The organism is Pseudomonas shahriarae, from assembly GCF_014268455.2.
Lineage (GTDB): Bacteria > Pseudomonadota > Gammaproteobacteria > Pseudomonadales > Pseudomonadaceae > Aquipseudomonas > Aquipseudomonas shahriarae.
On the sequence record NZ_CP077085.1, the window covers coordinates 5,643,116 to 5,656,623 of the forward strand.

At 62.6% G+C, this 13,508-nt stretch carries 11 protein-coding genes; 1 reads left to right on the forward strand and 10 read right to left on the reverse strand.

What is annotated here, in order from left to right:
- Positions 1 to 33: 33 nt before the first annotated feature.
- The 7 genes from HU773_RS25380 to HU773_RS25410 form a co-directional block, all read right to left on the reverse strand.
- On the reverse strand, positions 34 to 1,182 hold the full coding sequence (locus tag HU773_RS25380) for an iron-containing alcohol dehydrogenase (RefSeq protein ID WP_057440328.1): 1,149 nt from the start codon (positions 1,180 to 1,182) through the stop codon (positions 34 to 36).
- A 216-nt stretch (positions 1,183 to 1,398) separates the two neighbouring features.
- Positions 1,399 to 2,226 carry an ABC transporter permease gene (locus HU773_RS25385; RefSeq protein WP_029296783.1) on the reverse strand — a complete coding sequence of 276 codons (828 nt, stop codon included), beginning with the start codon at positions 2,224 to 2,226 and terminating at the stop codon, positions 1,399 to 1,401.
- Positions 2,227 to 2,238: 12 nt separating this feature from the next.
- A complete protein-coding gene (locus HU773_RS25390) occupies positions 2,239 to 3,486 on the reverse strand; it encodes an ABC transporter permease (protein ID WP_170059570.1) in 1,248 nt (415 codons plus the stop codon).
- A gap of 157 nt (positions 3,487 to 3,643) precedes the next feature.
- Entirely contained in the window at positions 3,644 to 4,684 is a 1,041-nt protein-coding gene (locus HU773_RS25395) for an ABC transporter substrate-binding protein (protein WP_057960778.1), read from the reverse strand.
- A 46-nt stretch (positions 4,685 to 4,730) separates the two neighbouring features.
- The gene (locus HU773_RS25400; RefSeq protein WP_057440325.1) at positions 4,731 to 5,843 is read right to left on the reverse strand and encodes an ABC transporter ATP-binding protein; all 1,113 of its coding nucleotides are present in this window, start codon (positions 5,841 to 5,843) and stop codon (positions 4,731 to 4,733) included.
- Between the two features lie 225 nt (positions 5,844 to 6,068).
- Positions 6,069 to 6,698: a response regulator gene (locus tag HU773_RS25405; protein WP_057960779.1), complete on the reverse strand. Its 630-nt coding sequence runs from the start codon at positions 6,696 to 6,698 to the stop codon at positions 6,069 to 6,071.
- A 68-nt stretch (positions 6,699 to 6,766) separates the two neighbouring features.
- A complete protein-coding gene (locus HU773_RS25410) occupies positions 6,767 to 9,163 on the reverse strand; it encodes a PAS domain-containing sensor histidine kinase (protein ID WP_120734232.1) in 2,397 nt (798 codons plus the stop codon).
- Between the two features lie 58 nt (positions 9,164 to 9,221).
- On the opposite strand from HU773_RS25410, the gene HU773_RS25415 reads away from it, so the two are divergent.
- Complete coding sequence (locus HU773_RS25415; RefSeq protein WP_057960781.1) at positions 9,222 to 10,196, forward strand: alpha/beta hydrolase family protein; 975 nt, start codon at positions 9,222 to 9,224, stop codon at positions 10,194 to 10,196.
- Between the two features lie 755 nt (positions 10,197 to 10,951).
- Here HU773_RS25415 and HU773_RS25420 read toward each other — a convergent pair.
- The 3 genes from HU773_RS25420 to HU773_RS25430 are packed head-to-tail and all read right to left on the reverse strand — an operon-like array spanning position 10,952 to position 13,417.
- Positions 10,952 to 11,719: a TerB family tellurite resistance protein gene (locus HU773_RS25420; protein ID WP_057960783.1), complete on the reverse strand. Its 768-nt coding sequence runs from the start codon at positions 11,717 to 11,719 to the stop codon at positions 10,952 to 10,954.
- Between the two features lies 1 nt (position 11,720).
- A complete protein-coding gene (murU, locus tag HU773_RS25425; RefSeq protein WP_057960784.1) occupies positions 11,721 to 12,395 on the reverse strand; it encodes an N-acetylmuramate alpha-1-phosphate uridylyltransferase MurU in 675 nt (224 codons plus the stop codon).
- Complete coding sequence (locus HU773_RS25430) at positions 12,392 to 13,417, reverse strand: aminoglycoside phosphotransferase family protein (RefSeq protein ID WP_057960785.1); 1,026 nt, start codon at positions 13,415 to 13,417, stop codon at positions 12,392 to 12,394. The genes murU and HU773_RS25430 overlap by 4 nt, the downstream gene beginning before the upstream one ends.
- Positions 13,418 to 13,508: the final 91 nt, after the last annotated feature.

Genomic DNA, 13,508 nt, shown 5'->3' on the forward strand with positions numbered 1-13,508 from the left:
CTTTGTTGCGCGCACCGTGACCTGACTCAATGACTAGTACGCGGCGCGGTAGATTTTCTCGATATCCGCCGCACTGAGCTTGCGCGGATTGTTGCGCATCAGGCGCTCGATTCCCGCGGCTTCTAAGGCCATGGCCGGAATCGCCTCCTCTGGCACGCCGAAGCTGCGCAAGCCGCTAGGGATCTCCACTGCGGCGCACAGTCGCGTCATCGCCTCCACCGCCTGGTCCGCTGCATCGTTGACGCTCAAGCCCGTGATATTCACCCCCATGGCCTGGGCGATATCCTGCATGCGCTCGACGCAGGCCAGCTTGTTCCAGTGCATCACATAGGGCAGCAGCAACGCGTTGCTCACCCCGTGGGCAATGTTGAAACGCCCGCCCAACGGGTAGGCCAGCGCATGCACCGCCCCCACCCCGGCATTGCCGAAGGCCATGCCGGCCATCAGGCTGGCCGTGGCCATATCGTCACGCGCCTGCAGGTTGGCCGGATTGGCGTAGGCCTTGGGCAAGGCGTTGGCAATCAACTTGATCGCGCCAATGGCCAGGGCATCGGTGATTGGCGAGGCGTTCAGGGACAGATAGGACTCGATGGCATGCACCAGGGCATCCACACCACTGGCAGCCGTAACACTGCGCGGGCAGGTCAGGGTCATTTGCGGGCTGATCAGCGCAACATCCGGCAGCAGGTAGTCGCTGACGATGCCTTTTTTCAATTGCGCGGCCTTGTCCGACAGAATCGCCACATTGGTCACTTCCGACCCCGTGCCGGCCGTGGTGGGAATGGCAATCAGCGGCGGGCCTTTGCGCGGCACCTGGTCCACACCGAACAAATCCTCGAGTGCGCCGTGATAACCGGCATAGGCGGCGACGCTTTTGGCGATATCAATGGCACTGCCACCGCCCACGCCGATCAGGCCGTCATGCCCGCCTTCGCGGTAGGCCTGCATGCAGTCTTCGACGATGGCGATCTCCGGGTCGGGCAGCACCCGGTCGAAGATCTCGTAGGGCCGATCACCCAACTGCGCCAATGCCAGTTGCACCGTACCGGACTTGACCAGCGCAGCATCGGTGACGATCAACGGGTTGTCGATATCCAGCCGGGTCAGCTCGGCGGCCAATTGCTCGATGGCGCCTGGGCCGGTGAGCAATTTGTGGGCGATCTTGAATGAGGAGGTACTCATGTGCGCGGCCTCTTATAAATTGGTGGGCTGGCACAAGAATAGCTGGGGAATGCGGGTTGTCTGCCATTCAGCGGCTGAATGGTTGGGTCATTCAAAGCGGGCGCGGTCAATGTCGGAGCTGGCTTGCCTGCGATGGCCTCGACTCGGTGCATCAGGTGTACCGAGTCGAGGCCATCGCAGGCGAGCCAGCTCCCACAGGTGATCGAGTTTCAGCAGTCAGACCTGCGCCGTCCGCAGTTTTTCGCTGCGCCCACGCAACCACTCCAGGGTCAGCAACAGCACCACCGAGAAGGCAATCAGCAAGGTCGCCGCTGCGGCAATGGTCGGGCTGAGGTTTTCGCGGATGCCGCTGAACATCTGCCGAGGCAAGGTGGCCTGCTCGGGCCCGGCGAGGAACAGCGTCACCACCACCTCATCGAACGATGTGGCAAAGGCAAACAGCGCCCCGGAAATGACGCCCGGCGCAATCAGCGGCAGCGTCACCCGGCGAAACGCGGTCAACGGCGACGCCCCCAGGCTGGCCGCGGCTCGCACCAGGTTGTGGTTGAAGCCCTGCAAGGTCGCCGACACGGTGATGATCACAAAGGGCACGCCCAGCACCGCATGCACCACGATCAGCGAAAAGAAACTGTTGCCCAGCCCCAGCGGGGCAAAGAACAAGTAACTCGCCACGCCGATAATCACCACCGGTACCACCATCGGCGAAATCACCAGGGCCATCACCAGCGCCTTGCCGGGGAAGTGGCCACGGGTCAGGCCAATAGCGGCCAACGTGCCGAACACCATCGCCAGCACCGTGGCCGCCGGGGCGACGATGATGCTGTTCTTCAAGGCGCGCATCCATTCCGCCGAGGCAAAGAAGTCCTGGTACCAGTGCAGCGAAAACCCCTGCAGCGGGTACACCAGGAAACTCCCGGAGTTGAACGACAGCGGGATGATCACCAGCACCGGCAGGATCAGGAACAACAGGATCAGGCCGCAGAGGATCCGCAAGCTGTAGAACCACACCCGCTCGATGGGTGACATATAAGGACTGCTGGACATTTCAGGCGCTCCTCAGCTCAGGCGCAGGCGGCTGGCGCCCACCAGCCAGTTGTAGATCAGGTACAGCACCACGGTCGCCAGCAGCAGCAAGCCGCCCAGCGCAGTCGCCATGCCCCAGTTGATGCTGGTGTTGGTGTAGAACGCCACGAAGTAGCTGACCATCTGATCGTTCGGGCTGCCCAGCAGGGCCGGGGTGATGTAGTAGCCAATCGCCAGGATAAACACCAGCAGACAACCGGCGCCCACACCCGCGTAAGTCTGTGGGAAGTACACCCGCCAGAAACTGGCGAACGGGTGACAACCCAAAGAGATCGCCGCACGCATATAGGTCGGTGAAATACCCTTCATCACGCTGTAGATCGGCAGAATCATGAACGGCAGCAGGATATGCACCATGGAGATGTAGACCCCCAGCCGGTTGAACACCAACTCCAGAGGCTTATCAATGATGCCCAGGCCCATCAGCGCGCCGTTGATCAGCCCGCCGGACTGCAGCAGCACAATCCAGGCGGCCACGCGCACCAGCACCGAGGTCCAGAAGGGCAGCAGCACCAGGATCATCAACAGGTTGCTTTGCCGCGCCGGCAGGTTGGCCAGCAGGTACGCCAGCGGATAGGCCAGCAGCAGGCAGCACACGGTAATCACCAGGCCCATCCAGAAGGTGCGGGCGAAGATATCGAGGTAAATCGCCTGGTCCGGCGTGGCCGGCGCGACTTCGCCGAGGTCGTCGATCCGATGATCGACCGCCGCCAGCAGGTAATAAGGCGTGAGGCTGCTGGTGTTGCGCCGGATGGCCTGCCAGTACGCGGGGTCGCCCCAGCGTTCGTCGAGGTTTTCCAGCGCTTCTTTATAAGAGGCCGGCACTGCGCTGAACGGCAGCGCCCGCGCGGTTTTGGTCAACAGGCTGCGATAACCCGCCAGCTCCATGTTCAGGCGCTTGGACAAGTCGCCCAGGGTCTGGTTTTTCCGGGCTTCACCCAGGTCCTCGCTGACAGCCTGGTACACCGACTCGCCGGGCAGGCCACGACCATCCCAGGCGGTCACCGCCACCACGGTACGCGGCAGGCCAGCGACCACTTCCGGGTTACCGACGCTTTTGTACAACAGCGCAACGATGGGCACCAGGAACACCAGCAGCAAAAACACCACCAGCGGCGCGATCAAGGCCTGGGCCTTCCAGCGGTTAAGCCGCTCGGCACGCGCCAGGCGCTGCTTCAAGCTGGGGGTGGTGACCTCGTTCGAGGGAACGGCGATGGCCATGGCAAACTCCGGAAAATCTACAGTTGAAACCCGTGTGAAAGGCCCCCTTGTGGGAGCCGGGCTTGCCCGCGATGGCAGCAACTCGGTGTGTCGGGTCTACCGAGGTGCTGCCATCGCAGGCAAGCCAGCTCCCACAGGGGTTAAGCGGTGGGGCTTGTTATTTGGCAGCCCAGGAATTGAAGCGCTGCTCCAGTTGCTCACCGTTATCCGCCCAGAAGCTCACATCAATCTGCACCTGGTTGGCGATGTTTTCCGGAGTAGTCGGCATATCCTTGAGGATGTCCTTGGCCAGCAGCGGCACGGCTTGGGTATTGGCCGGACCGTAGGCGATGTTTTCCGAGTAGATTTTCTGTTGCTGCGGTGCAACGGAGAAGGCGATGAATTTCTTCGCCGCCTCGGCGCGCTCCTTGCTCAGGCCCTTGGGGATCGCCCAGGCGTCGAAATCGTAGATACCACCGTTCCACACCACTTTCAGGTTGCTCTCTTTCTGCACGGCGGCGATCCGGCCGTTGTAGGCCGAGCTCATCACCACGTCACCCGAGGCCAGGTACTGCGGCGGCTGGGCGCCGGCTTCCCACCACTGGATCGACGGCTTGAGTTCATCGAGTTTCTTGAAGGCGCGGTCCTGGCCGTCCTTGCCGGCCAGCACTTTGTACACGTCCTTGGGCGCTACACCGTCGGCCATCAGGGCGAATTCCAGGGTGTACTTGGCCCCCTTGCGCAAGCCGCGCTTGCCGGGGAAAGTCTTGGTGTCCCAGAAGTCCGCCCAACTGGTTGGGGCCGTCTTCAGTTTGTCGGCGTTGTACGCCATCACCGTGGACCACACGAAGAAACCCACGCCACAGGGCTGGATCGCGCCTTTCACATAGTCGTCGGGGTTGCCGAACAGCTTAGGATCCAACGGCTCGAACATGTCCTCGTCACAGCCACGGGACAGTTCCGGCGACTCGACTTCCACCAGGTCCCAGGACACGCTTTTGGTGTCGACCATGGCTTTGACCTTGGCCATCTCGCCGTTGTACTCGCCGGCGATGATCTTGCCGTTGCCCGCGCTTTCCCACGGGGCATAGAAAGCCTTGACCTGGGCCGCCTTGTTCGCGCCGCCAAACGACACCACCGTCAGGTTCGGACCTGCCATGACCTGTGAAGCACTCGCCAGGCCAATGGCCAGGGCGGTCAATTTCAGGGATCTCAACATTTATTGTTCTCTCCACGTGCAGGGTTGGATGAAGCCAAGGGGGCGATCAATTCGCCTCTAGAAGTGGGTCGAGTGCGCGAACGTGCTCGACTTGCCAGCCAATCGGAACCACATCGCCGACCGTCAGTGCCGGATCCAGCTCGGCGATCGGTTGTTTCACAAAGAAATCGGCCTTGCCGCAGACTTCCAGGCGCACGCGCACGTGGTCGCCCAGGTAGATAAATTCGGCCACCCGGCCCGAGAAACGGTTGCTGCAGCTTTCGCTGGAACCGTTGAGGCTGACCCGCTCCGGGCGCACCGACAGCGTCACCGGGCCACCGATCTGCCCGACATTCACCGCCAGCGCCTCGACCTTCTCGCCGCGCGCCAGCTCAACCACGCACCGCTCGCCGGTGTGGCTGTGCAGGCGGCCGTTAAGACGGTTGTTCTCGCCGATAAAATTGGCGACGAAGGTGTTTTTCGGCTCTTCATACAAAGTGCGCGGCGGAGCGATCTGCTGGATCTCGCCCTGGTGGAACACCGCTACCCGGTCGGACATGGTCAGCGCTTCACCCTGGTCGTGGGTCACGTAAACCACGGTCACGCCGAGGCGCTGGTGCAGGTGCTTGATCTCCATCTGCATGTGTTCACGCAGCTGTTTATCGAGGGCGCCAAGGGGTTCGTCCATCAGCACCAGCTGCGGCTCGAACACCAGGGCGCGAGCCAGGGCCACCCGTTGCTGCTGGCCGCCGGAGAGCTGCGCCGGGTAGCGCTGGGCGAAGGCGTCGAGCTGGACCATGCTCAGCACGCGCTTGACCCGTTCGCTGACATCGGTCTTGCTCAAGCCCCGCACCGTCAGGGGGAACGCCAGGTTCTCGGCCACCGTCATGTGCGGGAACAGCGCATAGTTCTGGAACACCATGCCAATGTCGCGCTTGTGCGGCGGCACATTGTTGATCGAGCGCCCGGCCAGCAGGATCTCCCCGGCGGTCGGCGTTTCGAAGCCCGCCAACATCATCAGGCTGGTGGTCTTGCCCGAACCGGACGGGCCCAGCAGGGTGAGGAACTCGCCTTTGCGAATGTCCAGGTTGAGGTCTTTGACGATCAGGTTCTCGCCATCGTAGCTCTTCTGCACACCACGAAAGCTGACCAGCACATCATTTGAATCCGCCTCGCTCATACCCGCACCTTTGTGTTTTGGACTGCTGTGAAGCTAGCGTAATCCAGGTGCAAGCCCCCGGAAATCGGGGCGCAGGAGAGATTGGCATCAGCAGGATGGAAGGTTCGGGGTAGGGATTGCCCTACACGGATGGCGGGCAAGGGACAGTTGCGCAGCAAGCTTCAAGCGACAAGCTGCAAGCACGGGCTTCCTGGGGGTTGAGCGATGTCGCAAATAGACACGCGCCTATAGGAGCCTGTGCTCCATCGCGTACTTCACCAGCTCGGCCAGGGAGCTGATGTTGAGTTTTTGCATCAACCGCGCCTTATGGGTGCTGATGGTCTTGCTGCTCAGGGCCAGTTGCTGGGCGATATCGTTGACGTTGGCGCCCTGAGCCAAGCGCTCGAACACCGAGAACTCGCGCTCGGACAACAGCGAATGCAACGGCCGGGTATCGGTGAGGCCGACCTCAAACACCATGCGGTCCGCCAGGTCCGGGTCGATATAGCGCCCGCCCGCGGCGACTTTGCGGATTGCCGTCAACAACAGCGCAGGATCGCTGTCCTTGGTGGCATACCCTGCCGCGCCGACCTTCAGCGCCCGGGCGGCCATTTGTGCCTCGTCATGCATCGACAGCACCAGAATGGCCGGCGGGTTGTTCAGCGCGCGGATCCGCGCAATCGCCTCCAGGCCGTTGACCCCGGGCATGGAGATATCCAGCAGCACCACCTCGCAGGGCGTGTGACGCAAGGCTTCCAACAGCTGTTCGCCGTTACCCGCCTCGCCCACCACCAGCAGGTCCTTGGCCAGGCCGATCAACTGCTTGATGCCTTCACGGACGATGGTGTGGTCTTCGGCTACCAATACGCGGATCACGGCAATTTCCTCTCTCTATAGCGATTAAACGCCGACATTCAAAATGTGCGAGCAAGCCCACAAGGGATCTATGGCGAATCCAACGGCACCGTAACGCTCAGGGTGGTGCCCTCCCCCAGTTCGCTGTCGAGGGTCAACTGCCCGCCCATGATCAGCACCCGCTCGCGCATGCCCACCAAACCAAACGACACCGGGCGCCCCGGCGCAGGGACGAAGCCTGCGCCATCATCACTGATGGTCAACCGCAGATTGGCGCCCTCCACCACCAGGGTCAACTCCACCGTATGCGCCTGGGCATGGCGCATGACGTTGGTCAGCGCCTCCTGCAGGATACGGAACAGGCCAATGGCCTTGGCGTCACTCAAGGCCGGGAGGTTGTCCGGCACCTGCACCAGGCACGGAATCTGTGTGCGCGCCTCAAACCGCCGGGCCTGCCACTCGATGGCCGAGGCGATCCCGGCGTCGAGAATCGGCGGGCGCAACGCCGTGGCCACATCACGGACCAATTGGAACAGTTGAGCGATCAGGCGCTTCATGCTGTTCAGGCGCTCGTGCAGGCCTGGGTCCAACTGGGCGTAGGCCAACTCGCACATGGAGGTTTCCAGCTTCAACACCGTGAGCATCTGCCCCAGCTCATCGTGAACTTCGCGGGCGATCCGCGCCTTCTCTTCCTCACGCACGGTTTCCAGGTGCGCCGAGAGTTCGCGCAGTTGCGCCCGCGAGGCGTCCAATTCCAGCTCAATGCGTTTGCTGTCGCTGATGTCCCAGACGATCCCGTCCCAGACCACCGCCCCATCGTCCAGACGCCGGGTGACCGCCTTGATCTCGGCCCAGCGCTGCTCGCCCTGGCGGGTCAGGATGCGGCCCTGCCACGACCAGTTGCTCTCGGTGTCGATGGCCTGGTCCTGGGTCTGGTGGTAACTGGCGCGATCATCCGGGTGGACCAGGCTGCGAATCCCCACATCGCGGTGGCTGAGCACGGATGGCGAATAGCCCACCAGGCGCTCGCTGCCTTCGCTGATATAGGCAAAGTCGATGGCGGCGCTCAACGGCAGACGCTCCAGGCGAAACACCAGCCCTGGCACATTGGCGGCGATGCCTTGCAGGCGCGCTTCACTTTCCTGCAACGCGGCCAACGCCCGGCGGCGCTCGGTGACGTCGTTGAGGTACACCACCAGGTATTCGCCACCGGCAAAGCGCAGGAAACTCAAGGACACATCCGTGGGCAACAGGCTGCCATCCGCGCGCAGGCACTGGGTGGCGAAGCTCTGCGGCCCGTCTTCACTGGCCCGGGCGCGCTTCCACAGGTTCAGCCAGCGGTCCATGCTCAGATTGGGTTCGAACTCGATCAGCGGGCGCTCGATCAACGCTCCCGGGGCGTAACCGAGCATGGTTTCGGCGGCGACGTTGGCGTAGCGCACATGGCTGTCCCAATTGACCCAGAGGATACCCACGGTGCTTTGATCAATCGAAAACTGGGTCAGACGCAATGCTTCGGCGCCCGCCGCACGGGCAGCGCTTTCCTCACGCGTGGCCAGCAACTGGTGTTCCAGGGCATGTTTTTGCCGACGCTGCCACAGGGCAACCGTCAGGCACGCGAGCAACAGCAGGCCCAGCAGCAGGCTGAGGTTTTGCCAGAATCCCGGTGATTCCGACAGGCGTGGGTATTTGGGTTGCAGCCAGCGGGCATGCAATTGCTCCAGTTCACGGGCTGGAATGGCGCGCAGGCCGCTCTCGACAATCTCTGCCAGGGCTGGCCAGTCACGCCGGGTGGCCACCCGCAACAGTTGCGGCAATCCAATATCGCCCACCACGGCCAAACCGGCGAACTCGGGCTCGATCGACAAGCGGCTCAACTGCGCCTCATCGACTACCGCATAGCGCGCCTGCTGGCTGACCAATAGCTGCAAGGCCTGGCGCTCTAGGGGCACACCTTGCAGGTTCAGCCTGGGGTAATTGCTGCGCAGGTAATCCGCCACGCCGCTGGGCATGCGCACGGCGACCCGGGACTGTTCATCGAGTTTTTCCAGGTCCACGGTGCCGCTGCCGTCGCGAATGCCAACAATGTGCTGGGGCACGCGCATATACGGGTCGGAAAACTGCCACAGGCGCAGGCCGGCAGGGGTTTGTAGCAGACCTGGGGCGAGGTCGACTGCATCATCGCGCAAGGCGTCCTCCAACTGTTCCTGCGTGGGGAAGTTGCGCCAGGTCAGCTCGATATTCAGCGCCTTGGCCAGCGCCTGCATCAGCTCGACATTGGCCCCGGACAAGCGCTGCAGGCGCCGGTCGTATTGCGCGTAAGGCGCCTGCAACACCACCCCGACCCGCAGTTGCGGGTGCTGCGCCAACCACTCGCGCTGCTGCGGGTTGAGCACCGCCGGCGGCACCACAGACGCAGGCGCGGCATTCGCCATCAAGGGCAAGCACAGATAGCCGATAACCAGCAGACAGCGAAAATTCATCATTCACATCTCACATCCAACCCATTAGGCTGCCGGGATCACTTCTGGCCGGGATTCCACTATGCCCCTGCTTCACCGTTCGACACTGCCAGCATTGTGCCTGTCGCTGCTGTTTACCAGCACCTTTTGCGTGCAGGCGGCTGACACCGCGCCGGCGGCCGCCGAAAAACCACCAGAACGCCAGCCTCTGCCAGAGCGTAGCCAGGAGGAAGCCCAGGCCCTGGAGCGACAACTGCCGCCCCACGAGCAGCAACAATTGCAGGCCGGCGACGAGTCGTTCCTGGCACTGTGGAAACCGGCGAACAGCCCCGAACCGCAGGGTGTGGTGATTATCGTCCCCGGCGCCGGAGAAACGGCTGACTGGCCGCAAGCCATCGGGCCTTTGCGCCAGAAGCTGCCGGATGCCGCCTGGGGCAGCCTGAGCCTGTCGCTGCCCGACCTGAGTGTCGATACCCTGCCGCCGCGGGTGATCCAGGCTCCCGATGCGGTCGTCGACAGCAGCAAGGATGCCAGCACCGCCGCGCCCAAGCCCATCGAACAGGCGGCCAGCGCCGAAGCCGAGGGCACCGACCCGGCCGTGATCTCTGGCGTGGATGAGCAGGACAAGACCGACGCGACACGGATCTTCGCCCGCATCGACGCAGCCGTCGCCTATGCCCAGACCCAGAACGCCCGCAGCGTGGTGCTGCTGGGGCACGGGACTGGGGCCTGGTGGGCTGCGCGCTACCTGAGCGAAAAACAACCGGCCCAGGTGCAAAAGTTCATCATGGTCGCGGCGCAGTCGCCGGTGGGCCGTCAACCGGATCTGCAACAGCTGACCCCGACATTGAAGCTGGCGACCGCCGATGTCTTCTATCAGGACAACGCCCTGGCCAGCAAAATGGCGCTGGAGCGCAGCCAGGCAAGCAAGCGGCTGAAGAATGACAACTACAAGCAGGTGTCGTTGAAGACTATTCCCGGGAATAGCGCAGCGGCCCAGGAACAGTTGTACCGGCGGATTCGCGGCTGGTTGAGCCCGCAAAGCAGCGGTAGCTGAGCCCAACTGCCCCGTCTGTGGTTGTGGTTGTGGCGAGCGGGCTTGCCCGCGTTGGGTTGCGCAGCAGCCCTAAAACCCGCCGCTCGGTTTATCTGACAAACCTAAGAGGCCCTGTGGGGGCATGAGGATCTACACAACTCGCTCTTTTTTGGTTATTGGGTTTGTGTACATATCCGTTGCTGCGGTCATGGCCACTTAGGGTTCCGCCCTTACGGCGGCTCACTTTGGAGAAGCGCCAAAGTAAGCAAAACGCTCTTGCCCCACCACTCGGTGCCTCGCCTAGGCTCGGCATGCCCGCAGTCAGGCATTGCTCCGTGGGCCCGCCGCGATCGGCCATCCATGGCCGTGTCGCGGCTACCCCGGCATCCCTGCCGGGGTGCTCACTGCGCAATACCTGCCTGCGGCCAGCGTGGTTTAACGGGGCGCCTGAGATCAAGATCAAAAGCCAGATCAAAAACAGAGCCAGAGCTGCGAAGCTACATTCCCCTGTGGGAGCTGGCTTGCCTGCGATAGAGATATCTCGGCCAATACATCTATCGACCGATAGACCGCCATCTCGGCGCCCCCCGAATCACTGCTGGATTGCAGGCACACCGAGACTGGGCGAGGTGCCGAGTGGTGGGTCCCCGGCCTCCGATACCAGGAGCCCCTTGGTTACTTTGGGGCTCTTTTTTTACGGACCGGGCACATGGTTGACGGGTGTGCGGGGACAGGGTGGACACTTTTGGCAAGCACGCTCGCCACAGGCGGTCGGGTCAGCGGAAATCCCGCTGCTCGCGAATGATCGTGTAGGCACTATGCAGCTCTCGGGTGCGCTCCGTGGCCTCGCGCACTTGAGCGGGGCTGGCGCCAGTGCCGGCAATCTTGTCCGGGTGGTGCCGACTGAGCAGCCGTCGATAGGCACGTTTGATGACCGCAGGCTCTGTCGTTCCGGTTACCCCGAGGATCCGTAGGGCCTCTTGATAGGTGCTACCGCGGGTGACCAGGGGCTTGCGTTCCGGCTCATAGTCATGGGCCAGTGCCTGGAGTTGTTGCGGCGTCCACCCCAGCCATTTGCCCCATAGCTCGATCAGCTCGCGCTCAGCGGGGCTGGCCTTGCCGTCGGCCCAGACCATGCGCCAGCAGGCGCGCAGCACGCCTTCCGCCGCATGGGGCTGCACCTTGAGCACGCGCAGGTAACTGCGCACGCGGTCGGTCCCCGACTTGCCTCGGTTGAACGCGGCAATCGCCCGGCGCTGGGCCGGCTCGCTCATGTCCAGCGAGCGCATCTCCACCCGCGCCTGCTGGATATGGCCGTCCACCACCCGCCCATTACTCTTGGCCAGGCGGCCCAGCAGGACAAACAGCAGTTCGTCATTGCGCAGCGCCGGCCGGCCGCCCAGGCGTTCGCGCAGTTGGGCCCAACTGTGCAATTGCAGGCGCCGATCCAGTGCCTGCCCCAGCAACCCACCCAACATGGCCCCCGGAATGCTGGCGATGGCAAAACCCGCCCCGGCGCCGATCAGAGTCCCAGGCCACAACATCTTACTGGCCCACGGTCAGCAGACTTTCAACCTGCGCCAGGCGCTCCAGCGTACCGACGTCAATCCAGCGTCCATCCATGTGTTCCCCCGAGACCAAGCCTTGAGCCATCGCCGTGCGCAGCAAGGGCGCCAGCTTGAAGGCACCGGCACTGCAACCCGCGAACAGCTTGGGGTGCAGCACCGAAATGCCACTGAAGGTCAGGTTATCGGCACCGGGCGCTGCATCATGAAGCAAACCATCCTTGATATAGAAATCGCCACCACTGGGGTGATGAGGCGGGTTATCGACCATGACCAAGTGCGCCAAGCCGCTCGAGGGCTGCTTGAGGCGGACAAAGTCGTAGTCGGTCCAGATATCGCCATTGACCACCAGGAACGGCTCCTCCCCCAGCAAGGGCAAGGCCTGGAAGATTCCGCCACCGGTTTCCAGGGGCTCGCCCTCTGGCGAATACTGGATACGCACGCCGTACTGCGCGCCGTCTCCCAGATAACTCTCGATTTGCTGGCCCAGCCAGGCATGGTTGATGACGATATCGGTGAATCCCGCTTTCGCCAGCGCCTCCAGGTGGTACTCGATCAGGCGCTTGCCACCGGCCTGGACCAACGGTTTTGGGGTGTGCAGGGTGAGCGGACGCATCCGCTCGCCCTTGCCGGCCGCCAGGATCATCGCCTTCATACGTGGGCCTCGGCCGGTTGGCGCAGGCTGGCCAGCAACTCGCCCAGGTCGGCCAGTTCCGGCCGATCGGCCAGCACCGCGTCTATATAGGCAAAGAAGCGTGGCACGTCCGCCAGGTAGCGCGGTTTGCCATCACGGTGGCAGATACGCGCAAAGATACCGATGACCTTGAGGTGACGCTGCACCCCCATCAAGTCGCTGGCGCGCAGGAAATCTTCAAAGTCCGCCTGCACCGGGATGCCCAATTGGCCAGCACGCTCCCAATAACCACGCTGCCATTCGCGCACCCGCGCCTGGGGCCAACTGAGGAAGGCGTCCTTGAACAGGCAGGTGATGTCGTAGGTCACGGGGCCGTAGACCGCATCCTGGAAATCCAGCACGCCAGGGTTCGGCACGCTGATCATCAGGTTGCGCGGCATATAGTCGCGATGCACCAGGACCTTGGGCTGGGCCAGGGCGCTGTCGATCAGCAATTGGCTGACCCGCTGCCATTGAGCCAACTGCTGCTCGTCGAACTCAATGCCCAGATGCCGGCGCACGTACCATTCGGGGAACAACTCCAATTCACGGCGCAACAATGGCACGTCGTAGCTGGGCAACCCGGCGTCCATCGGCAATTGCTGGAAAGCCAGCAGCGCGTCGATGGCTTCGGCAAACAATTGATCGGCATTTTCACCGTCAATCACATCCAGATAGGTGTTTTTGCCCAGGTCGTTGAGCAAAAGAAAGCCTTGGGAGAGATCTTCTGCATAAATTTGCGGAACATTTATTCCCGATTTCGCCAACATTCTCGCGATATCGACGAAAGGTTTGCAGTTTTCCTGGGGGGGTGGGGCATCCATCACGATCAATGTGCGACCTTCGCCCTGCCAACGGAAGTACCGTCTGAAACTCGCGTCGCTGCTGGCCGCAGTCAATGTAGCCGGGGGTACGGCCCCCCATCCCTGGGCATGGAAAAGCTCGGGTAACTGCTGATCGAGCCAGACTTTCAGGTGTTGCAAACGTAGATCTTGGTCGGGCATTACAAGGGTCTCCGACGGCGCTAGCCGTCAAGCGGGTCATGCTTTATTATCACGCATCTTTTTCAGACCATCGAGAGGCGTGCGGCCCACA

Excerpts from the sequence above, each read along its gene's own strand:
- HU773_RS25385 (WP_029296783.1), bottom strand. The coding sequence starts at position 2,226 with ATGTCCAGCAGTCCTTATATGTCACCCATCGAGCGGGTGTGGTTCTAC.
- HU773_RS25390 (WP_170059570.1), bottom strand. The coding sequence starts at position 3,486 with ATGGCCATCGCCGTTCCCTCGAACGAGGTCACCACCCCCAGCTTGAAG.
- HU773_RS25380 (WP_057440328.1), bottom strand. The coding sequence starts at position 1,182 with ATGAGTACCTCCTCATTCAAGATCGCCCACAAATTGCTCACCGGCCCA.
- HU773_RS25410 (WP_120734232.1), bottom strand. The coding sequence starts at position 9,163 with ATGATGAATTTTCGCTGTCTGCTGGTTATCGGCTATCTGTGCTTGCCC.
- HU773_RS25430 (WP_057960785.1), bottom strand. The coding sequence starts at position 13,417 with ATGCCCGACCAAGATCTACGTTTGCAACACCTGAAAGTCTGGCTCGAT.
- HU773_RS25415 (WP_057960781.1), top strand. The coding sequence starts at position 9,222 with ATGCCCCTGCTTCACCGTTCGACACTGCCAGCATTGTGCCTGTCGCTG.
- HU773_RS25395 (WP_057960778.1), bottom strand. The coding sequence starts at position 4,684 with ATGTTGAGATCCCTGAAATTGACCGCCCTGGCCATTGGCCTGGCGAGT.
- HU773_RS25420 (WP_057960783.1), bottom strand. The coding sequence starts at position 11,719 with ATGTTGTGGCCTGGGACTCTGATCGGCGCCGGGGCGGGTTTTGCCATC.
- murU (WP_057960784.1), bottom strand. The coding sequence starts at position 12,395 with ATGAAGGCGATGATCCTGGCGGCCGGCAAGGGCGAGCGGATGCGTCCG.
- HU773_RS25400 (WP_057440325.1), bottom strand. The coding sequence starts at position 5,843 with ATGAGCGAGGCGGATTCAAATGATGTGCTGGTCAGCTTTCGTGGTGTG.